This window comes from Rhodococcus sp. ARC_M6 (assembly GCF_022810305.1).
Taxonomy (GTDB): domain Bacteria; phylum Actinomycetota; class Actinomycetes; order Mycobacteriales; family Mycobacteriaceae; genus Rhodococcus_F.
This window is the reverse complement of record NZ_JALGQH010000023.1, coordinates 69,224-89,333: the sequence shown is the minus strand read 5'-3', so window position 1 is coordinate 89,333 and position 20,110 is coordinate 69,224. Positions and strand designations below refer to the sequence as shown.

Sequence of the window (20,110 nt, the reverse complement as noted above, 5' to 3'; positions counted from 1 at the left end):
CAGAAGAGAATCCGTACGCAACCGTAGGTCGCTAACGGAGGGGGGATAAGTGTGTTGCACGGGCGCGGCGGGCACCCTGCTTGCACTCCCGGGAGAGATCCCAGAGGTAGTGGTCGAAGTCGACTTCCATCGTGTGTCGAGGCGAGGTGTAGAACTGGCGTTTGTTGCGGTTGTGCTCGCGTGCCATCTGCCTACGGATCTGCGCGTCTACCGGCGGAACGTATCGGCCGGTGAGGATGTCCGTGATCCAGGCGCATTGCGCTTCGGCTAGTGGCATTACTGCGCCGACGGGCTGAAGGAGTCCGATGAAGTACAGGCCTGGAAGATCCGGGTGCACTGTTCGCTTCCAGAGCGGAAGGTCGTTGTCACGGGCACGGATCAGGTCGGGGTCGAGGAACGGAAAGCTGACCCGGTAGCCGGTGGCCCACACGATCAGGTCGGCTCGTGTGCTGGTTCCGTCGGTGAAAACTACTGTGTCGCCGTTGAATCGGTCGATTGCCGGGCGTGGAACTATCGCGCCGGCGTCGAGTCGTGCGCGCAGTTGCTCGGATTGCACCGGGTGCGACTGGCCCGGCTTGTGCGTTGGCCGGGGAAAACCGTAACGGGTGAGGCTGCCGGAGGCGACGGCGCCGAGCCTCAACCTCGCACTAGTCACCCACCACGGCATCCATCCGGGAAGCGCGACCTGATCGGCTGCTCTGCCGAAGAGCATCTTGCGCAGTACCCACTGACTGCGCCGTACCGAAAGGGTTGTGCTGCGAGCAACTTTCGATGCCTCGACTGCGATGTCGAGCGCCGAATTCCCCATACCGACAACGACCACGTCACGGTCGGCGAGTTGCTCTCGGCTGCGGTAGTCGTGGGCATGGATCTGAGTGCCGGTGAATGCGCCCGGGTAGGCGGGCTCGGGCCAGCGCGCGTCCCAGTGATGCCCGTTGGCGACGAGGACGGCGTCGTAGATTTCGACGCGTTTGCCGGTGGGGCCGTTGGTGCGCACCGACCAGGTGCCGTCGGACTCGCGCCGGACATCGTCGACGGTGGTGTTGAAAGTGATCGTGTGCCGGAACCCGAAATGGTCGACGTACGACTCGAAGTAGGCGTGGACCTGCTCATGCCGCGCATAGGGCGGGTAATCGGCGGGCATCGCGAAATCCGAATACGCCATGCGCGGGCAGGAGGTGTTGATCTCCAACGTCTCATAGCAAGCGGACTGGCCATTGGGGTTGTTGTAGACCCAGTTGCCGCCGATCATGCTGCCCTTTTCGAAGCAATCGAACGGAATGCCGGCGGAATACAGCGCCTTGGCCGCGGCGATGCCCGATGATCCCGCGCCGATGACACACACCCGAGGGAGCGACGGGTCTACCGGCACAGGCGCACTGACCGGCGGTGCACGATGTCCGGGTTTTACCAGGTAGGCCACGGTATCCATTCTGGCACAGGCGCTGCGGCGTCGTCTGCACCTTGGCCCTAGAATCCTCTGACGAACAGGTACCAGTCGCCGTCGAATTTTTCGTAACCGGTGTCGCCTTCACGTCGCGGCTCGCCGAGATACGGCGCCCCGTCGGGCAGGTACGCCAAGCCGATCGAATTGAGCAGTCCACCCTCGATTTGGAAGCGGCACCCATTGTTGTCCGGCCAAATCTGAACCACCCGGTACACGCCGATCCTCTGGGCGTCCAAAGATTTCTGGCAATCTACGGCCATTGCGGCGAGGGAGTCCTTGGATACCGCGAACGCAACGCGTGACGGGACGGACAACATCACGAGGGCGAGGGTGATCAGCACGAGTACCGGTGCAGCGGTACTCAAACGCAGTGCCCGGTACTTGATCCAGCCAACCAGGCTGAGTACCAACCACGCAACACCCACGATGGCGAGCGTCGATGCTGCGAGCGCGAAGATCGGAAAGAACACGACCGGCGGCATGAAGGACCACACGATAACGCCACAGGCGAGGGCGACAAGTAGCACTGTGAACCAGGTGAGCGCGGTCCACCAGGACGCCGGACGTTTATCGTCAGTCATCCGCGAACCTTCGCACAACGATGAGCGTGCCGACGGCAAATGACGTCAGATGGCTTGGGTCGGGTCATCTACGGAACATAGAAGGTTGCGACGCCGGGGATGGTCGTTCCGCCAACAGCCGGTATGACGGTGACTGCAACCTGCCCGGCGCCGGTCGGCAGGATCGCCGCGGCCGGAATTCCGTTCAGCCCGTCCGAGAGCCGAGCGGAGCCGGATGCCCCGGTCGAGAGGTTCAGCCACAGCACCTCGGACGAGAGAAGGCAGCCCCATCGGTCTTCCTTGCCGCCGGTGATCGTCACCGCGCCAGGCTGCTCGCCGACCACGGCCGTACAGCGGATCGGCGGTACGTCGAAGCTGCCGTTCGGGTTTCCGAACGGTGCCGGGTTGATCTGGAACGGAACGGTGTCTGCAGCGGAGGCGGCAGACACCGGCGCTAGAGCGGAACCGATGGCGACGGACGTGCAGATGGTAAGTCGGCGAACAAGTTTCATCACGGATACCTCCAGCGCTCTGGTGACTAGGTGTCGCGCCCATCCTGCACGCGGGGTGTGGTCGGTGCAAGTTGGTCGTCGCCACCAATGGGTCTTGATCACCGGTAAGTCGTGACCTCAAACGAGTCCGATGAGTCCGTTTTGCCTGGTACGTTCTTTCGAACTGAAGAAACGGAGTTCCAGCGTGACAATCCGCCGCGTGCCGATCTTATTCGTCTCATTCATTGCCGCAGTCGCACTCGTCGCGGCCGGATGTTCGTCGAACTCCGACTCTGATTCGGCGCTCACAGCCGACGCGTCACCGCCGGCCGGTTCCGTCGCCGGTGTGAGCGTTCCGGATGCGTTCACCGCGCTCACGTTCAACACGATCGGGAATTCGCCCCTGCCGTTCCGGGGAACCGACGGCAAATATCACGTTGCCTACGATCTGCAACTCACCAATGCCACCAAGGTGCCGGCGAGCCTGGACAAGATCGATGTAGTCGACGGAACAGATCCGACAAAGATCATTGCCAGTTTCTCCGGCTCGGCACTGGTTGACCCGACGTGCGCCTTCGGCAACTGCAATCGACTGCGCGACCTGCCCGCGGGCTACGTCGACAGCGCTGCGATCCCGCCGCAGGAGAGTCGGGTCCTGTTCATCGACTTCACTCTGGACTCGCTCGACCAGGCACCGAAGGCTGTGCTGCATCACCTCTACGGAACCGGCGCTGCCTCACCGGCATTCGGTGCGCCCGGGCCGATCGACTACCTGGCAATGCCGGTTGCCTTCTCCGCGCAGACCGTTCCGGTGATCTCGCCGCCGGTGCGTGGTGACAACTGGATTGCGCTCAACGGCTGCTGCGAACCGGGTTTTCCGCATCGCAGTTCGGTGATGTCGGTCAACGGCAAACTGAACAACAGTCAGCGCTTCGCGATCGACTGGAAGCGCACGAACGATCAGGGCGAGTTCTATGCCGGTGACAAGACCGACAATGAGAGCTACGTCGACTACGGGACAGATATTCTTGCCGTTGCCGACGCCACGGTGGTCTCGATCCTCGACGGCATGGAGGCGAATGCTCCGGGCATTCTGCCTGCTAGCGATCCGGCGCTAGCGGCGAAATTGACTGTCGAGAATGTCGATGGGAATCACGTTGTGCTCGATCTCGGTGACGGCGTGTACGCAATGTACGCCCACATGATCTCCGGGTCGGTGACGGTCAAGCCCGGCGACAAGGTGACCGAAGGTCAGGTGCTCGGAAGACTCGGAAACACCGGCAACGCCAATGCTTCACATCTGCATTTTCAGCTGATGAACGGACCGAGCCTGCTCGAGGCGGATTCCTTGCCGTATGAACTGAAGAGCTTTGGTTACGACGGGCAGGTTGCGCCGCAGCAGATCGCTGATGCAGATGACTACCTGAGTGGCACGTTTCTGCAGGGAAAGTTGCCGAAGCCGGAGTCGCGGACAAGCGAAATGCCGCTTAACCTGGCGATCGTGAACTTCCCCTAGGCTGGGCCGACGAGCCGGACGGCGCCAGAAAATGGACGTAATAGGCGTTGTGGTGTGTCGGTAGCCTCTCCACAGCGTGGCCACCTATGGGTACACCGTCGCCGCTATCGACGCGCCTGGTCATGGTGACCGGCCGCGAAACGTGCAGGATCAACGGTGGGCCGAGGAGATTCATCAGGCCCGGGCGGCAGGGGAGCCGATCATCCCGATCGTCGTCGACTACAGCAGGTCGCTGGCGGAGCGCGCGGTTCCGGAATGGCAAGTGACCTTGGATGCTCTCCAGGCATTGCCCGAGATCGGCGCCGAAGCGTCGATCGGTTACGGCGGTGTGTCGTTGGGTGTCGTGACGGGGCTGATGTTGTCAGCGGTCGAACCACGAATCGTTGCCGTGAGTTTCGGTGGGGTTTTCGTGGACGACGCACTGATCGAGGCGGCACGTAAGGTCACCGTCCCGGTTGAGTATCGGATTCCGTGGGATGACCAGGAATTCGACCGTACATCCGGGATCGCGTTGTTCGATGCCTTCGCGTCGAAGGAGAAGACATTGCACGCTTACTCGGGCCGGCATTACCCGGTGCCCGAGTACGAGCGCGAGAGCTCGGCTCGGTTCTTTGCTCGCCACCTCGACCGGGTCCCCGGTACGACTTCTCGCTGACAATTTCCGAACCTGTTGTGGTTCAAGGACATTCCCCTCGGGTGATGCGCCTTCTCGGAATGAGATGTCGACCGAGACGAAAACTGCCGGTGACCGTCGAAGTCGACGGTCACCGGCAGTGACGTAAGTAGTGAGGGCTGGGATCAGCGGAGGTACTGACCGCAGACGGGCCATGCTCCGACGCCCTGGCCGGCGAGGACGTTTTCGGCGACGCGTTCCTGCTCGGCCTGGCTGGCGTTGTGGGCGCTGCCGGATCCGCCGAAGGCGTTCCAGGTGCTCTGGGTGAACTGCAGTCCGCCGTAGAAGCCGTTGCCGGTGTTTGCAGCCCAGTTGCCCGATGATTCGCATTCTGCGACGCCGGACCAGTCGTGGGTGGCGGCAGATGCGGTGCCGGCGCTGAGTCCGAGGGCTCCTGCTGCGAGTGCTCCGGCTGCGGCGACGGTTGCGATGGTGCGGGTAACGGTGTTCTTGGTCATTCGGGGTGAATCCTTTCGGGTCCCGCCGTTGGAAGACGGTGACCGTCTCAATTCCCACTACTAGGAATGATGTTGTCCGATATCGCGGGGTGGGATGTGGCGCCGGCGATTCGGTGCTGCCCGGTTGCTCGGGCTGAGAACAACGATAGAGAACGATTACGGATTGGTCACGGGTCGGCGTGTTTGCGCAGTTTTGTGCAACGGATGTGCATCAGTTGGTGTTTTTGCAGGTCAATTGCCGTTAATCGGGCGCGGAAAACGTTACAGAATTGCACCTACATGTGATGCAGATCACTTTTGTGACGGTCTTTGTTGGCCTGATGTGAGCTGATTTCGAGCGATTTGTGACATTCGAACGACCGCTGCGGGTGGTTCCGGTGGGGGGAGTTTCGGGTGTGTTGTGGGCCGGTTCTTGTCGACCGACCGCCTTGGTTTTCCTTGCAGGCCAAAAGAATTGGCTCTGAAAGCTTCGCAGAATCTGGACGGATGCTCAGATGCCGGCTTACGAGATGCCCGTGTCTGCGTCCGTAGCTTCCATTGCGAGAGTGCCGAGGGTGTCAGTACCCGTCGTAGGGTTGGAAGATGACAGGCCCGGGAGGCGGGACGTGGCGTAGGACGGCGACGATGTGGCCACTGGTCAGCGGCGCCTTGTGCGGGATCTACGTCGCACGGCAATTCGCGGCTCCTGGTTTCACGACGCGGCTCCTGGGGATCTTCCTCGGCATCCTGTGCTCGCTTCCTGCGGGAGCGTTACTGGGCGTAGTTGCGATCTTCGCCGGAAGGGCCGTACTCGCCTTCATGCCGCAGAACGCGACGGGCCGCCGGTTGATGGGTTGGAGACTCGCATTCGGTGGTGCAACAGGCATGGCAGTCGCGCTGGTGATCATCGCCGCTCTCGTATGGGTGGGCCTCGACGGCTGGGGTCCGTCTACGTACGGTGCTGTGGGAGCGATCGCAGTCGTTGCCTTTGTTGCGTCATGCCTTTACTTCCCGGACCCGGGCTGCGCAGGGTCGGGATGAATGGCCTACGCGCTCAACTCCATTCTCACGGACCCAATTTCGTCACTTTCTCCGGTTCGGGTCGGCTATCGGCGCTGGGGCCGCTACGGTGAATGGACATTGCTTCGAGGTCAGGGGTCCGTCGTGCCAAAGTTGGAGATCAAGCGGAAGTCCGAACTTTCCCGGAAAGAGGCCTCTGAGAGGCTTATTGCGCTGGGACATGCACTTGCGAGCGGTTCCGAGGTGGAATTGGGCTCCGGTGGAGACTCGATTGAAATCGTTGTCGCCGATCGGGTCCAGTGGGAGCTCGAGATTGAGGTCGACGGAGACAAGTGCGAGATCGAGATCGAGATCAGCTGGCGCGACGATCCGTCCAGCGACTCGAAGTCCGAGGCACCCGAGAAATCGGCGCCTCCAGCCAAGGCCGTGCGTCGTAGTCGGACGCGGAAGACCGCCGCAACCTGATCTGCCCCGGGCGTCGTCAGCGACAAGTTAAGCGTCGAACTCGGCGGCGAGGTGTCGGGCCTGCGCCAACTCCGCCGTTGCACGCTCGGCAGCTTGCTCGGCGGAGCGGCGAGCAGAGTCGGCGAACCGGCTCTCCGTCTCGGCTCGTGAGAGTTCGTCCCGGAGTTCTTCGACTCTGCGCGTCGCCTTTTCTGCTCGTTCGATCGCCCCGTTCAGCTCGGAATTCGTCTGGCCCACAGTGGTTTCTGCATCCGTGACGCGAGAATGTGCCTCACCGCGCGCCTGTTCGTCGGCTCCGCGGATGGTGTCTTCGGTCGGAGTTGGCGGCTCGGGCACCGATGCGAGGGTTGCCGGTCCGAAGCCGCTGTAGGACACTGCACCGAGCATCCGCCCGCGGCGCAGGTCGTCTCCGATATCGGGGTCGGCGAGCGCCGCGGACAACGTCTGGCCGATCTCGCGCAGCACGGACTCCGGCAACTGGTGAGCGCGGTCCTTGGCCGCGGCTACTGCGCTGTCGGTGAGCTCAGACAGGAGTGCGGCGCGGCGGATTGTCAGCGACCGCAGTTCGTCACCGCGTAGGGCTTGCTGCGCCGAGCGCAGCGCTGCCCCGAGATCGAGGAGCCGATCGAGATTCTCCGGCTCAGCCCGAGCAAGCAAGTTGAGGGCCCAACCCGTCGTTGTGGGTTTTCGCAGACTGCCCAGTTCCTTTGCCAGTGCCTTGTCGCCAGCTTCCTTGGCTCGCGTCACGAAGGAGTTTCGGGCAGCAACGAACTCCGCGGGTTCGAGCCCGTAGAGATCGTCGGCCGCGCTGTCGAAGTCCACACGTCATTGTGGCATTGCCGACGCCATCCGCACATGACGAAGCCGCCGGCCCCGAAGGGAATCCAGCGGCTATGTCAGGGTCGGCATCCGCCTTGCGCCTCTCGGCAAGTGGCCGCTCGAAGCGGCATTTCTGGGGTGGTACCCGGGGCAATGGATCGGACTCCGACAGCCTGTACAACGAGCACGTGCGACGGGATATTCCCCTTGCCCGGGATCCGCGGCTACCGGCTCGCGGCGATGCCCGCTCGGCGGCCGAAAAATGTACCGTCGCCGAGTGAGGTCCCGCTGACATAGCCCCACGAGTGCAGGCCCGACGTCGCGCGCCCCGCTGCGAACAGGCCGGGGATCGCGTCGCCGCCGAGGTCAAGGACGTGGCCGTCGACGGTGGTGTGCAAGCCGCCGATGGTGAATACCGCGGCGCCACCGCCGTCGGTGCCGTTGTCGCCGAGCTCCGGTGGGGACATGCCACGTTGGACGTCGATCGCGGCAAACGGCGACCGCAACGGTCGCAGCCAACGCTCGGACTTGTGGAAGTACGGGTCCTCGCCGTCGGCCGCGAAGCGGTTGTACTCACCGACGGTATTCTGTAGTGCACCCTCCGGCATGCCGATCTCTCGTTCGAGCTCCTCGAGGGTTTCGGCGACAAAATGTGGTTGCACGCCCCATCGTTCGTCGACTGGTACCTCCTCGTACGCCTGCTCGTCGAGGATGACCCACACCTTCAGGTTGTGCTTGAAGAGCGCTGCCTGTCCGACTAGGCCGGGATAAACGTCTTCGTTGATGAATCGTTGGCCCACGTTGTTGACGATCATGCCGCGCACCATCATTCCGGGCACCAACGAGATCCCGACCTGGCCGGCCGACATGTGCTTGACTGCCGCGCCCGCAGCTTGCGCCATCACGATGCCGCGGCCGTCGTCGCCGCCGTCGCTGTTGACACTCAGGCCCACCAACTGTGGTGCGTGCTGCGCCAGCATCTCCTTGTTGTCGGCGAAGCCGCCAGTGGTGATGACGACGCCGCGACGGGCTCGATACGTGACCGTCTCGTTGAAGTGTCGGGCGAGGACGCCGACCACCCGGCCGTTATCGGTGATCAGCCGCAGCGCTGTCGTGTCGGAGTGGACTGCGATGGCGCTTTTCTCGACGGCCTCGCTGAGCACAGCCATCAGGATCTTGCCGCCGAACCCGTCAGAGGTCACGCGGTGTCCGCGAGGCGCGGGCTTGGCGATCTCGTAGAAGGGATAGGCGTTCTCACCCATCCACATCAGGCCGTCGTCGGTGGGCGGAACCCAGGTGGGGGAGTCCCACAGCGACGGTTTGAACGGCACACCGTGGTCGACCAGCCACTGATAGTGGGCGACGCTCTCGCGACTGTAGAGACCTACTTTCTCCCGGTCCGCGTCTGGTCCGAGGGCGGCGAGGAGGAACTTCTCCATTTCTTCGGCGGTGTCGTCGAAGCCGCACGCCTCTTGGATGGGGGTGCCGCCGCCGAGATACATTTCGCCGCCGGAGAGCGCCGATGATCCACCCCCGCCGCTCTGCCGTTCGAGGAGGATCACGTCGGCCCCCGACTCCACAGCTTCGAGTGCGGCAGAAGCGCCGGCGCAGCCGTAACCCAAAACGAGGACATCGGTTTCGTGGTCGAAGGAATCGATCTCAGCGATATCGATGGCTGTGACGGGTACGCGTGCGCTCATCCGGTTCTCCTGTTGTCGATACTGGCATCAGAGTGGTGCCAGTCACAGTAGGGGTGTTTCAGCGGATCGAGAATTAAATGACCCAGTCAGTGGGAGACGACTGAATCGCTTGCGTCCCTGACAGTCTCGGCCAGTTCGCCGGCTCTTGCCCGTCGCATGGAAGGAATTGGCCCCTCAGGGACGTCGAGATTTTCGCTTCTTGTGCGTACCGTCGCAGAAGGGCGGGATCGATGTTCCGCCGCATCGGCAGAGCGCTACAGTGGCTCGTTCGCGGTTGATCGGGTTGCCGTCGGCGTCGATCAGAGTCGCCGGGCCGCGTACGAGCAGCGGACCGTCCGGGCATACCGTGATCGTGACATCGCGATCCTCACATCCAGGATTGGAAACGGAGCTCACATGTCCTCCACAGAGATTGATCGAGCACCATCACACACAACCAACGTCAGTACGCGCATGCCGATCCCTGCTGCGCGAGGATCGGTCAGTGCGAGGTTGATCGCGGTGCTGTCCGGTTCCGACGCTAACCCTGCGGCCTTCAATGCCGCCGTCCGGGGGTTGGCTGAGCAACACGATGGACGATCGATCCTGTTCGACGAGGACGCACAGTTGACGTTGACACTGCTGTACGAACTGCATCTACAGGGGCTTCACGGTGTGTCCGACGATTGGGAATGGAACCTCGACCTTCTCGCAGGACGTGCCGCACTGGAAACGATCTTCGAAGCAGCGGTGCGTGACGTCGTGGGCACGCAGCAGGTCAAGGATGGCGATGTGGTGTCCGAACTGTGGGCGATGACTGCCCCGTCGACTGGCCCGAGTATGTCCAAGTTCATGGCAACAGAAGCCAGTTGGGACCAGTTTCGAGAGGTGCTTGTCCACCGTTCGCTCAATCAACTGAGGGAATCCGACGTTCACACCTTGGGCATACCTCGCCTCGCCGGGGCGCCGAAGGCTGCTCTGGTGGAGGTGCAGGCAGACGAGTACGGAGGAGGCCGCCTCGAACGGATGCACTCGACGCTCTTTGCGACGACGATGCGCGAACTCGGCCTCTCGGATCACTATGCGCATTACCTCGAAGTCGTTCCGGCAGTTACTCTGGCAGGACTGAACGTGCTTTCGTTCTTCGGCCTGCACAGACGCCATCTCGGGGCTTTGGTCGGCCATCTGTGTGCGGTGGAGACCACCTCCTCGCTTCCGAGCAAGAATTACAGCGCCGGCCTGCGAAGGCTCGGTTTAGACGCTCGCGCCACTTTGTTCTACGACGAGCATGTCGAAGCCGACTCGGTTCACGAGCAGATCGCGGTTCGTGACCTTGCGGGAGGGCTCGCTGAGCAGGATCCTGCCATGGGCAGGAATATTTTATTCGGCGCTGCAGCATGTCTGGTGTTCGATGATCTACTGGCCGAGCACATTACGGGCAGCTGGGAGCGGGGAGAGTCTTCATTGCTTCCAGCACGGCTTGGGCCTTTTCGGTCCTGTTCAGCGCCGATTGAGTGATCAACGAAATGCACGCAGGGATCAAGATCTGAATGAAGAGTATCCAGGCAACGATATTATCTGTATCCTCTGATATAGATTAACTGTTTCCGGGGTGAAGGTGTTCCGGTGTACTGACGGGCGTCCGAATTACTTCAGAGAACGGAGAGTGCAGTGTCCGATACCGATGGAGACCTCCCAACTGATCACGCACATACCAATCGATCGCATGTCGGTGAAGCGATCGCCGACGAACGTAGCTATCCCGGATACATTCTGATCGGGCTTGGTCTTGCGGCACTCGGATTAGCCTTGGTAGCAGCCGGCTACGGATTTCGCGGATGGGCACTTATCGCTGGGGCTGTGTGCGTGGTGTCCTTCGCATTCGGAGTGTCTGCCGTTTTGATGGAGCGACGGCGCATCAAGCGTCTCGAAGGTCGAAATCTTCTAGATCAGGAAGGTCACTGATTCGCGCCGACAGCTAATCGACCGGCACCTGACGGCTCTCTGTGGCTGTACGAATTCGGTTCTGTCCGTGCACTATGAAGATCGTTGTCGCTCGAAGTGCATATCCGGAGCGGTTTCCAAAGGGCATTGAAGGGTTTCGTCGATGACTGGAAAACCCAGTTCTGCGCTGGGAAACGAGCAGACAATCAACAGGCGGACAATAACTTACGGGATCTCTGTCGGTTTGGCTGTGACTGCGATGATCATTGCGATTGCATGGCTGGGTGCTCGCCGGGGCGAGTGTTTCGGTGCCGACACACTGATCTGCTCGCGGAAGGATCGGCGTCTGTTGGTCTTCTTGCCGAGCGCAACGCTGGCACTGGGCACTGTCGGTGCATTCTTGCGAGCTTCGCCCCGATGGCATCGCATGCAGCGCCTGTGCGTCAGGCCCTATTTAGGATGGGTTCTCGCGGGCCTGACTGTGGTGTACGGAGCGGCATCCATTTCGTACTTACTCTGACCTCGAGGCAGGGTGAGCGCGGTTGTCGGGGCATCAGAGTCGTCAGAAGTGAAGGGCGCAGGGATGGATACCCAACACGTATTCATCTGAAACCTATTGAGCTGATTCACTTTCAATCTCGTGATCCAGGAACCTTCGAGACCGTCCCGCGCGTTGTTCAACTATGACTAATTACAAAACAGTCAATCCCGCGACAGGTGAAACCGTCAGGGAGTTCGATACTTTGGATGACGCGGGAGTGGAAGCCGCACTGAAGAAGGCGCATCGCGGCTATCTGAGCTGGAGAAATTCTGCACCGCAGACGCGCGCGCAAATACTGGGTAGCACTGCCGAGTTGTACATCGAACGCGCCGACGAGTTGGCGCGCATGATCTCACTGGAGATGGGCAAACCGGTCAGCGAAGCGAAGGGCGAAGTGCAACTGTCCGCCGCCATCTACCAGTGGTATGCCGACCACGGCCCGGCGTTGCTCGACGAAGAGCGACTCAACGTTCCCGGAGCCGAAGAATCGGTGGTGTACCGGCGCCCCATCGGCGCGCTGGTGGGTGTGATGCCGTGGAACTACCCCTATTACCAGGTCGCCCGGTTCGCAGCGCCTAATCTTATGCTCGGTAACACGATCATCCTCAAGCACGCGTCCAACTGTCCGCAATCCGCATTGTTGATGGAAGAGATCCTGCGGCAAGCGGGTTTACCTGAGGACGCGTACGTCAACGTCTTCGCGAGCAACGAACAGATCGCTGACATGATCGCCGACCCTCGAGTGCAGGGTGTGTCCTTGACCGGCAGTGAGCGCGCCGGCACCAGCGTCGCGGAAACCGCGGGACGCAACCTCAAGAAGGTAGTCCTCGAACTCGGTGGCTCCGACGTGTTCATCGTCCTCGATTCCGACGACATGGATGCCACAGTCGCATCGGCAACCAAGGCACGCTTGTCCAACGCTGGTCAAGCATGCAACGCGGCAAAAAGATTCATCGTCACCGAAGATTTCTATGAAGACTTCACACGCAAACTGACTGCCTCATTCGAATCCGTCTCCGCTGGTGACCCTTCGGAAGAAAGTACAGTTCTGGGGCCACTGTCTTCGAACAGTGCAGTTGACACGTTGATCGCGCAGATCGAGGACGCGGTGTACAAGGGTGCGACATTGCTGACAGGAGGGAAGAAGATCGAAGGTCCGGGCGCATACGTTCAACCCACACTGCTGGCAGACGTCACCCCGGAGATGCGCGCGTACAGCGAAGAACTCTTCGGCCCTGCGGGCGTCGTCTACAAGGTGAAGTCCGCGAAAGAGGCTGTGGAGCTTGCTAATTCGTCGGTCTACGGATTGAGTGGGTCGGTCTGGAGCGCCGACCTCGACGCAGCGCGCTCGGTTGCTGCCGATCTCGACGTCGGAATGGCGTTTGTGAACGAACACGGCACGACGTTGCCCGGTCTCCCGTTCGGCGGAGTCAAACGATCCGGCGTGGGGCGCGAGCTAGGCCCCTGGGGAATGGACGAATTTGTCAACAAGAAATTGATCCGGGTCTCCAAGAAGTAACTACCGGATAAGTCCCCTGACTCCTGTTTGGATGGAGTCGGGGGACATCCGTGCGGGTATCCATCCGAGTGGGTGAATCTCACCGATGGTCAGGTGACGAGCCCCTCGGTCGCAGCTACGGATTCGGGCGTTGCACCGACGGGCACGAAGGTTTCCAGAAGCAGATCGGGGTCTTCGTATCGGGCTGTGCGTGTGAGGGCTTGCCGCTGGGAAAGGGTCTCGTGCACTTCGTCGCCCGTCATCGGGTAATCGGACACAGGATGCCGCCAGTGCGCCGCCACCAGCACGCCGTCCGTCGTGAGGTGCTCCGCAACGTCGTCCAGGACGCGCGGAAGAGCGTGCGGTTCGACGTAGTAACACACTTCGCTGAGAACGATCAGGTCGAAAGTGATGGCCGGCCACGGATCACCAAGCGCCCAGTAGATGAATGTCACGTCGGGATGGGGAGTTCGCTCCAACCGCGACCGAGCTGAAACGAGGGCAGAATCGACGATGTCGGTAGCCAGCAGGCGGTCGCATCTTGGCGCGAGCACGGTGGTGAGGTTGCCGATGGAGCAGCCTGGTTCGAACGCGTGACGGAATCGCGCGCGCGGCAGTATCGCGGCAGTGAGATTGCGTTTGCGGTGCTCGTACCACCGTTCGTCGAACCCCCATGGATCCGGGTTCTGCGCATACATCTGGGTGAAATAGTCGTCAGGCATTCTGCTCATGGGACGAACACCGTTTCGTGGTTGCGTATCAGCCGGGCGAGTACGTGTGGGGGGAGGATTGCCCGGTCCGCCGGGTGCTCCGACAGATCGGTGATCTGGCTCGCGAACATTCGGGCTGCTGCCCGTTTCGCGTCGAGTCGGTCCCTCACAAGCGGGACGCTCCGGGCACGTATCCAAGGAACTGATAGGTCGCCAGGAAAAGACCAGTGCCACAGCCAGATCGGATATTCGACAAGAACCGCTCTGGCCTCGTGCGAAGCGCGTGCCGCAGCGCGACCGGCGGCCTCATGATCGGGATGGCCGTCGGTGCGCAACGGGGCTGCACACCAGAAACCCGCCTGCAAGTAGGAACGAATCCGTGCAGCGAGCGCGTCTTCATGGTCGGCAACTGCCCCGTCCGGCAAGCCCAGGCGGATCGGTGAATCCAGCCCGAGGCATCGTGCGGCCCGGTTGGATTCGCCGCGTCGGCGGATTGCCAGCTCATGGCGGGTCACCGTCGGAGAATCCGGGTGGGAGGCATCTCCGTCGGTGACCGACAGGATCGTCACCGGCACACCTCGCGCCGACAATTGGGACGCCCACCCGCCGACGCCGAGGACTTCGTCGTCCGGGTGAGGGGCTACCAGGACCAGCGCCGGGCATTGCCGGTCGTCCAAGGGATCGAACAGTGTGTGCCCCGCCCAACGACTCTCGGGGGTGCCCCCGTCCGCGACCGGTGAACTTTCGAAGCGTTGCGTACTCGTCATCAGTCGGCAACTTCCGTTCGCAAGGCCCGGGCCAAATCGGCGAGGTCTCGTTCGGCGTGACTCTGACGCACGTAAACCGTCAGGTCTGCGACGAGCTGGGCATGCCGGGCATCGTTACATAGGGGTGCGGCGCCGAGGGCTCGGCCTACACGGTCAAGTACCTCGCTCACGGAGGACTCGACGACAGCCCGGACGCGTCGTGCCCGGATCTCCCCGGCGCTACGGTCGAGTGGGCGTCGGTCCAGGTCGATGGCGGCGGCATCGAGGACGCTGCCGGCGGCGTACAGGGCGGCATCGACGCCGCCCAGGTGCGCGAGTCGATGGGGGTCGTCGCTCGTGGTTGCGCGTAGCGTGTCGGCGACTGCCTGAGCCCCGCCGTACCAGCACGCCGCTACGCCGATTGCGCCATGCCAGAAGCCGGGGCGGGTGAGATAGTCGCTTGCCGCACCAACGGGTTCAGCCGGTACTGCGGTGAAATCTACTGCACCGGAATCGCTTCGGGCCATGCCGACGGCAGGCCAGCTGTCCGGTACCGGATTGATCCCGGCGGCGGAGAGGTCGACTGCGAACAGTGCCGACTCGTCCCCGGAGCGTGCAGTGACGAGTGCGTGAGTGCAGATGCTCGCGCCTGAACACCACAGCTTCCGTCCGTCGAGGACAATGCCCTCCGACGTTTTTCGTGCGACGACCACCGCATGTGGGGGATCGGCTGCCCATACACCCCAGAACTCGCCCAATCGTGGGGCCGTGCCTGACACTTCCCGCAGGATGGCGACCGCATCGGCGTGTGCTTCGAGCATGCGGGCGCCGACGAGGTCGATTCGCGCCGCGTCGGCGAGTTTGTGCCACCGCTCGCGGGCGCAGCCCGATCCAGGGAGTGGCCACTGGGCCGCCTCATCGGGAGTGACCGATGGGTGCACCGCTATGGATTTCACGGGTGCTCCGCGACTGCGACTGGACTGTGCGTCTGGGAGTCGTGTTCGAGACCGCGGAGATGATCGCCGAATCCGCCGCGTGCTCGAGGCGTTCTTCGATCGGACGTGGTCACCACATTCCGTTCATCCCACGCGATCCGTGCCCCCGCATCGCGCATCCGTTCCACCAGGTCGACATCTTCCGCGACGGCCAATGGGCGGAATCCGCCGACACGGTGGTAGAGGTCGGCCCGCATTCCCAGGTTGGCCCCGTGGATGTGGCCGTGATTGTTGTTCCCGCGAAGGCGATACGCGTTGTCGTATCGCCGACGGGTCCTCTCCGAATGTGTGGACCAATCGACCCGGACTTTGCCCACGACCACATCGTGGTGTGGCCAGTAGTCGAGTTGGTCGACGTACCACGACTCGGGAACTGTCGAGTCTGCGTCCGTAGTCGTAAACCAGACATCCTCGCGGCCGATGCTCGCGCTGGCGCTGAACCCCGCGGCTCTGGCGGCTCCTACGTTGCCGTACTCCACGACGAGGACGTCCGCGAAGTCACTGACAGCAAATGCGGAACCATCCGAACATGAGTCGAGCACGACGATAGTCGTCACCGGAATCGGTGTGGAGTCGGCCGCGCGCCGGAGGCTCCGTAAACAGGCCGGCAGCAGTTGCTGCTCGTTATGGGCGGGTATGACCGTGACGACGCCCCGCACATTGTGGGGAGATTTCAACTGCATCGACCATTCTCCTTGTTCGATCTACAGGTCCGCAGTGGCGGAACACTTGAACACCGACCGCTCTCCGGCAATGTCTCAGAGTCGACTCCAGACACGATGGGATTTGAGCAATGCGACTACCTGTTCGAGTACCGACGGACCGTCCTCGCCGATGATGATGCCGTCCGACGCAGTGAGCCCAGCGGATTCGAGAAGCACTGTCCCGTAGTTCCATGCGCCGATGACCTTGCCGTGGCGGAACATTTCGGCGAGAAGAATGTCCAGCCGCGGATCCGTCGGCGCCCCGGCAAGAAGAAGTGCATCGAATTCGATAGATCGGGCAGTGTCGAAGGTGCGCGAGATTGCGACAGTGGCTGAGTCCGAGTCCACGGTGCCGCCGTGGGGGCCGATCACCAGCGGCACCATTCCATCGGCGGCGAGAGCTGACACTACTGCTGTGACGCCGGCCAGGTCCGAGTTCTCATCGGCCACGATGCCGATCACTCTGCCGGCAACGGGCCATTCGGCGCCTACCTGAGACAGAGCGGGGCTCGGTGTCGGCGCGTCGTCGAATGGGACGGACGGTTTCGGGGCCGGTAGGCCCAGACCGGCTGCGACAGTCGCGCACAGCCCGGCATCGATGTTTGCGATCACGAGGAGGGCGCGTTCTTTGACTGGGTGCTCGTAGCACTTTCCCAGCTCGAAGGTGTACGCCTGCGCCACGTGAGATTTCTCGATATCACTGAGACTGCTGTAGAAGAGTCGCGCCTGCGAGAAATGGTCGTCGAAGGAGGCTGGAGATGCCCGGAGTTTCGTCGCGGCCTCCAGCGCTACCGGTACCTCGATGAATGCCCCGGACTCTGCGCCGGCCGCGAACGGGCAGCCTCCGTCCAAGGAATTCGGTTTGTAGGGGGCGACGCCGGAATGGACTGCGCTCTGGTGCATTCCGTCGCGGAACGTGTCGTTGATCGGTGCATGCGGACGGTTGATCGGGATCTGACCGAAGTTGGGGCCACCCAATCTACTGATCTGGGTGTCCAAGTAGGAAAACAGTCGTGCTTGCAGTAGGGGATCGTCGGTGACGTCGATACCAGGAACCAGATGGCCGGGGTGGAACGCGATCTGTTCGGTTTCGGCGAAGAAGTTGGTTGGGTTCGCATTGAGAGTCATCACCCCGATCGGCTGAACCGGGGCCAGTTCCTCGGGAACGAATTTGGTGGGATCCAGAAGGTCGATGCCTTCGAACACCTGCTCCGGAGTGTCGGGGAAGACCTGGATGCCGAGTTCCCATTCCGGGTAGGCGCCCGCTTCGATTGCGTCGGCTAGATCGCGGCGATGGAAATCGGGATCGAACCCGTTGATCAACTGCGCTTCCTCCCAGACAACTGAGTGCACACCCAGTCGCGGCTTCCAGTGGAACTTCACCAGTGAGGTTTCACCGTCGTCGTTGAGCAACCGGAAGGTGTGAACGCCGAATCCCTCCATCATCCGATACGACCGCGGAATGCCGCGGTCGGACATATTCCAGAGAGTGTGTGCGGTGGCTTCGGTGTGTAAGGAGACAAAATCCCAGAACGTGTCGTGTGCGCTTTGCGCTTGCGGAATCTCGCGGTCCGGATGCGGTTTCGCAGCATGAATGACGTCAGGGAATTTGATGCCGTCCTGGATGAAGAAGACCGGGATGTTGTTACCAACCAGGTCGAAAGTTCCTTCGGCCGTATAGAACTTGGTAGCGAAACCGCGAGTATCTCGCACTGCATCCGCTGAACCGCGTGAGCCGAGGACCGTGGAGAAGCGAACGAACACCGGGGTCTCGACTCCTCTACGGAGGAAGCCTGCCTTTGTGACCTTCTCAGCGGCACCGAACGCGCGAAATACTCCGTGCGCTCCGGCACCACGGGCATGGACGACACGCTCGGGGACCCGCTCGTGATCGAAGTGGGTGATCTTTTCCCTCAAATGATGGTCCTGGAGCAGTGTCGGCCCACGTGGTCCGGCTTTGAGGGAGTGATCGGTATCGCGGAGGCGCGCGCCTTGCGCGGTGGTCAGATATTCACCTTGCTGTCCGCGTGCGGACTCAGGTCCGTCGACAGCCGTGGCTGTTGCGGTGCGAAGCTGTGGGGAGGATTGATCGGCCTTCGGTGGCAATGGACCGCTGGGCTCGACCGGTTCTTCCAGCGGCGGTGTCGCGGGTCCGGGGGAGCCGGGGATCGGAGGGTTCTTCTTAACGGTGTTCTTCTCAACCACCTTCTTGGACATGATGCCTTCTCAATTCTCTTGTCGAATAACTCGTCAGAAAAATGTGTCGCTGGCCGCGAAATGGGAGGTTTCAGGCGAGTTTGAGTCCGCCCTCGGCGGCGAAGACCAATCGGCCGTCGTCGAGTGCGATCGCCCACCGCTTCGCCGGTGCCCATTCCCGGCCTGTCCCCGAGGGGACGATGACCGCGTCGGCGAAGTCTTCGATGACGGACCCGATCTGAGTTCTGGCATCGTCGGTTTGAGATTCGGCGGCCGCGATCACCTGGACTCGGGTACCGACGACAATGCCGTTGTCCGAGACCAGTTCCGTGATGACGCCGTCGTTGTCGGGTGTGTATCCGATTTCCCCTCGTGCTGCGCCGATGAGTTCTTCGGCCATGGTGATCTGATCCTCTCGGTTGGGTGACGTGGCCCTTCTTGGTTTTCCGTCCCCGGATCGTCCGACGATCGATCCGGCAGACTCTGGGGTCGATACACCATGTGGTGTTTCCTCAGCCGCACGTTGACGGGAGATTCGGTTGGTAGGTGGGGTTCCGAATCAGGTTTCGGGGGTGCCAGGACGCATGCCGGCGACGACGGCAGTTCTTTGGCGTGCGGTAATAGCTCGGTCTGTGCCCGGAGGACCATGGTGTGGTCACCGAGAATCGTTCCGTCTTTCCGGTCCACCGAGTCGACCATCTCTTGGTAGGTGATTCGACATGGCGCGTCAGTGTCGAACGCGTGTACGACGAGGCGGCGGAGGACTGTCAGCGGAAACCGCATCATCTTGTCTTGCAATCGCACTACGTCCCATGGCAGGGAAACCCAATTGCTCATGAAAAGTCCCTCATTCGTCGGTGAAGGCTGGCTCCAGATCGTGGTGTGAGCCGTTGGGCGCTGTCCGGCGTGTTGCTCGCTGACCGGTCATCATGCCTCCTGCGATTACTTGAGTCCAGCAATCTGAGGAGAAAGTAAGCCGAAACGAATATAGCTTATCTATGCCGTTGAAGGAAGATTTTAAGCGAAGAGGTGAGGGCCCCATCAGTCATCTTCGAGGGTTGATCGTCCGCAGCATGAACCGGAACACCGTTGCCGTTCCGGCGCCGATTATCACGCCGGCGACAACATTGACCAGTAAGGCACTGACCGTGACGCCCAGGATGATCGCAGTAACGATCACCAAGACGACATCTGCTGTGTGTTGGCAGCGGCCGGCTTCCGCAGTGACCTTGGCTGGATGATCGATTGCGTTCTTCGTGGTGAGCGGATGTGAAACCGAGCGGAGTGATGTGATTATGGCCCGTGCGCACGGCTGCCACATTGTCACTGGAGTTCGCCCCTGTTGATTCAGTTGGTTCTGGTGGTCATCTCCACGGCGATGGGGTCGCCGAAGACGAGTGCGATCGGTAGCTTCAGCTCGGCCGTGCCCAATGTGGAGCTGCGGAAGTGGGCCCTGTGGCTCTGCGTGGACTGAGCGTCAATCAACGTCAACATGCTTGCTCCAACGATAGGGGTGCGCCGGTCTTTTCCATCTACTGTGCGATTTTACGTGCCGTAAATCTATATCAGGTGACATAGATAATTAGCAACATGGGGGTGAGAGAACTGGCGCAGTGGGACCGTCGAATGATGGGTGCACAGCCTGAGGCTGGTTGAGAGGGCACTCATC

Annotated in this window: 20 protein-coding genes and 2 pseudogenes; 7 read left to right on the top strand and 15 right to left on the bottom strand. The window is 61.7% G+C overall.

Going from position 1 to position 20,110, the window contains the following annotated elements; all coding sequences use genetic code 11:
* Positions 1-31: 31 nt before the first annotated feature.
* The 3 genes from MTX36_RS21300 to MTX36_RS21290 all read right to left on the bottom strand — a co-directional run bounded on the left by MTX36_RS21300 (position 32) and on the right by MTX36_RS21290 (position 2,519).
* Positions 32-1,423: an NAD(P)/FAD-dependent oxidoreductase gene (locus tag MTX36_RS21300; protein ID WP_243621691.1), complete on the bottom strand. Its 1,392-nt coding sequence runs from the start codon at positions 1,421-1,423 to the stop codon at positions 32-34.
* A gap of 47 nt (positions 1,424-1,470) precedes the next feature.
* Positions 1,471-2,028 carry a hypothetical protein gene (locus MTX36_RS21295; protein WP_243621690.1) on the bottom strand — a complete coding sequence of 186 codons (558 nt, stop codon included), beginning with the start codon at positions 2,026-2,028 and terminating at the stop codon, positions 1,471-1,473.
* 68 nt (positions 2,029-2,096) lie between these two features.
* Positions 2,097-2,519, bottom strand: coding sequence for a hypothetical protein (locus MTX36_RS21290; RefSeq protein ID WP_243621688.1), 423 nt, complete (start codon positions 2,517-2,519; stop codon positions 2,097-2,099).
* A gap of 199 nt (positions 2,520-2,718) precedes the next feature.
* Here MTX36_RS21290 and MTX36_RS21285 point away from each other — a divergent pair, with 199 nt between their 5' ends.
* Positions 2,719-4,014 (top strand): M23 family metallopeptidase, encoded by a 1,296-nt coding sequence (locus MTX36_RS21285; RefSeq protein ID WP_243621687.1) that lies wholly within the window; start codon positions 2,719-2,721, stop codon positions 4,012-4,014.
* A gap of 67 nt (positions 4,015-4,081) precedes the next feature.
* Positions 4,082-4,669 (top strand): annotated as a pseudogene (locus MTX36_RS21280) (alpha/beta hydrolase); the annotation flags it as partial.
* Between the two features lie 149 nt (positions 4,670-4,818).
* On the opposite strand, the pseudogene MTX36_RS21275 reads toward MTX36_RS21280, so the two are convergent.
* Positions 4,819-5,145, bottom strand: a pseudogene (locus MTX36_RS21275) (transglycosylase family protein); the annotation flags it as partial.
* Positions 5,146-5,727: 582 nt separating this feature from the next.
* On the opposite strand from MTX36_RS21275, the gene MTX36_RS21270 reads away from it, so the two are divergent.
* Together MTX36_RS21270 and MTX36_RS21265 are read left to right on the top strand one after the other, a co-directional pair.
* Positions 5,728-6,165: a hypothetical protein gene (locus MTX36_RS21270; RefSeq protein WP_243621686.1), complete on the top strand. Its 438-nt coding sequence runs from the start codon at positions 5,728-5,730 to the stop codon at positions 6,163-6,165.
* 123 nt (positions 6,166-6,288) lie between these two features.
* Entirely contained in the window at positions 6,289-6,609 is a 321-nt protein-coding gene (locus MTX36_RS21265) for an amphi-Trp domain-containing protein (protein ID WP_094275026.1), read from the top strand.
* Positions 6,610-6,636: 27 nt separating this feature from the next.
* Here MTX36_RS21265 and MTX36_RS21260 read toward each other — a convergent pair whose 3' ends face one another.
* From MTX36_RS21260 to MTX36_RS21250, 3 genes are all read right to left on the bottom strand, one after another.
* On the bottom strand, positions 6,637-7,431 hold the full coding sequence (locus tag MTX36_RS21260) for a hypothetical protein (protein WP_243621684.1): 795 nt from the start codon (positions 7,429-7,431) through the stop codon (positions 6,637-6,639).
* Positions 7,432-7,652: 221 nt separating this feature from the next.
* Positions 7,653-9,128 (bottom strand): FAD-dependent oxidoreductase, encoded by a 1,476-nt coding sequence (locus MTX36_RS21255; RefSeq protein WP_243621683.1) that lies wholly within the window; start codon positions 9,126-9,128, stop codon positions 7,653-7,655.
* 174 nt (positions 9,129-9,302) lie between these two features.
* Positions 9,303-9,524 carry a CDGSH iron-sulfur domain-containing protein gene (locus tag MTX36_RS21250; protein WP_243621682.1) on the bottom strand — a complete coding sequence of 74 codons (222 nt, stop codon included), beginning with the start codon at positions 9,522-9,524 and terminating at the stop codon, positions 9,303-9,305.
* On the opposite strand from MTX36_RS21250, the gene MTX36_RS21245 reads away from it, so the two are divergent.
* From MTX36_RS21245 to MTX36_RS21235, 3 genes are all read left to right on the top strand, one after another.
* A complete protein-coding gene (locus tag MTX36_RS21245) occupies positions 9,525-10,625 on the top strand; it encodes an iron-containing redox enzyme family protein (protein WP_243621680.1) in 1,101 nt (366 codons plus the stop codon).
* Between the two features lie 153 nt (positions 10,626-10,778).
* Complete coding sequence (locus MTX36_RS21240) at positions 10,779-11,072, top strand: hypothetical protein (RefSeq protein ID WP_243621679.1); 294 nt, start codon at positions 10,779-10,781, stop codon at positions 11,070-11,072.
* Between the two features lie 662 nt (positions 11,073-11,734).
* A complete protein-coding gene (locus MTX36_RS21235; protein ID WP_243621678.1) occupies positions 11,735-13,111 on the top strand; it encodes an NAD-dependent succinate-semialdehyde dehydrogenase in 1,377 nt (458 codons plus the stop codon).
* A gap of 89 nt (positions 13,112-13,200) precedes the next feature.
* Here the strand turns inward: MTX36_RS21235 and MTX36_RS21230 are convergent, their stop codons facing one another.
* The 8 genes from MTX36_RS21230 to MTX36_RS21195 form a co-directional block, all read right to left on the bottom strand.
* Positions 13,201-13,821, bottom strand: a complete 621-nt coding sequence (locus MTX36_RS21230; protein WP_243621677.1) for a class I SAM-dependent methyltransferase — start codon at positions 13,819-13,821, stop codon at positions 13,201-13,203.
* On the bottom strand, positions 13,818-14,567 hold the full coding sequence (locus tag MTX36_RS21225) for a PIG-L deacetylase family protein (protein ID WP_243621675.1): 750 nt from the start codon (positions 14,565-14,567) through the stop codon (positions 13,818-13,820). Before MTX36_RS21225 ends, MTX36_RS21230 begins: the two co-directional genes overlap by 4 nt.
* Entirely contained in the window at positions 14,567-15,502 is a 936-nt protein-coding gene (locus MTX36_RS21220; RefSeq protein ID WP_243621674.1) for an acyl-CoA dehydrogenase family protein, read from the bottom strand. Before MTX36_RS21220 ends, MTX36_RS21225 begins: the two co-directional genes overlap by 1 nt.
* On the bottom strand, positions 15,499-16,224 hold the full coding sequence (locus tag MTX36_RS21215; RefSeq protein ID WP_243621672.1) for a glycosyltransferase family 2 protein: 726 nt from the start codon (positions 16,222-16,224) through the stop codon (positions 15,499-15,501). The genes MTX36_RS21220 and MTX36_RS21215 overlap by 4 nt, the downstream gene beginning before the upstream one ends.
* A 75-nt stretch (positions 16,225-16,299) precedes the next feature.
* Complete coding sequence (locus MTX36_RS21210) at positions 16,300-18,462, bottom strand: catalase (RefSeq protein ID WP_243621671.1); 2,163 nt, start codon at positions 18,460-18,462, stop codon at positions 16,300-16,302.
* A gap of 70 nt (positions 18,463-18,532) precedes the next feature.
* Positions 18,533-18,841 (bottom strand): hypothetical protein, encoded by a 309-nt coding sequence (locus MTX36_RS30600; RefSeq protein ID WP_243621669.1) that lies wholly within the window; start codon positions 18,839-18,841, stop codon positions 18,533-18,535.
* 645 nt (positions 18,842-19,486) lie between these two features.
* Positions 19,487-19,768 carry a hypothetical protein gene (locus tag MTX36_RS21200; protein ID WP_243621667.1) on the bottom strand — a complete coding sequence of 94 codons (282 nt, stop codon included), beginning with the start codon at positions 19,766-19,768 and terminating at the stop codon, positions 19,487-19,489.
* 20 nt (positions 19,769-19,788) lie between these two features.
* Complete coding sequence (locus tag MTX36_RS21195) at positions 19,789-19,935, bottom strand: hypothetical protein (RefSeq protein ID WP_243621664.1); 147 nt, start codon at positions 19,933-19,935, stop codon at positions 19,789-19,791.
* Between the last annotated feature and the right edge of the window lie 175 nt (positions 19,936-20,110).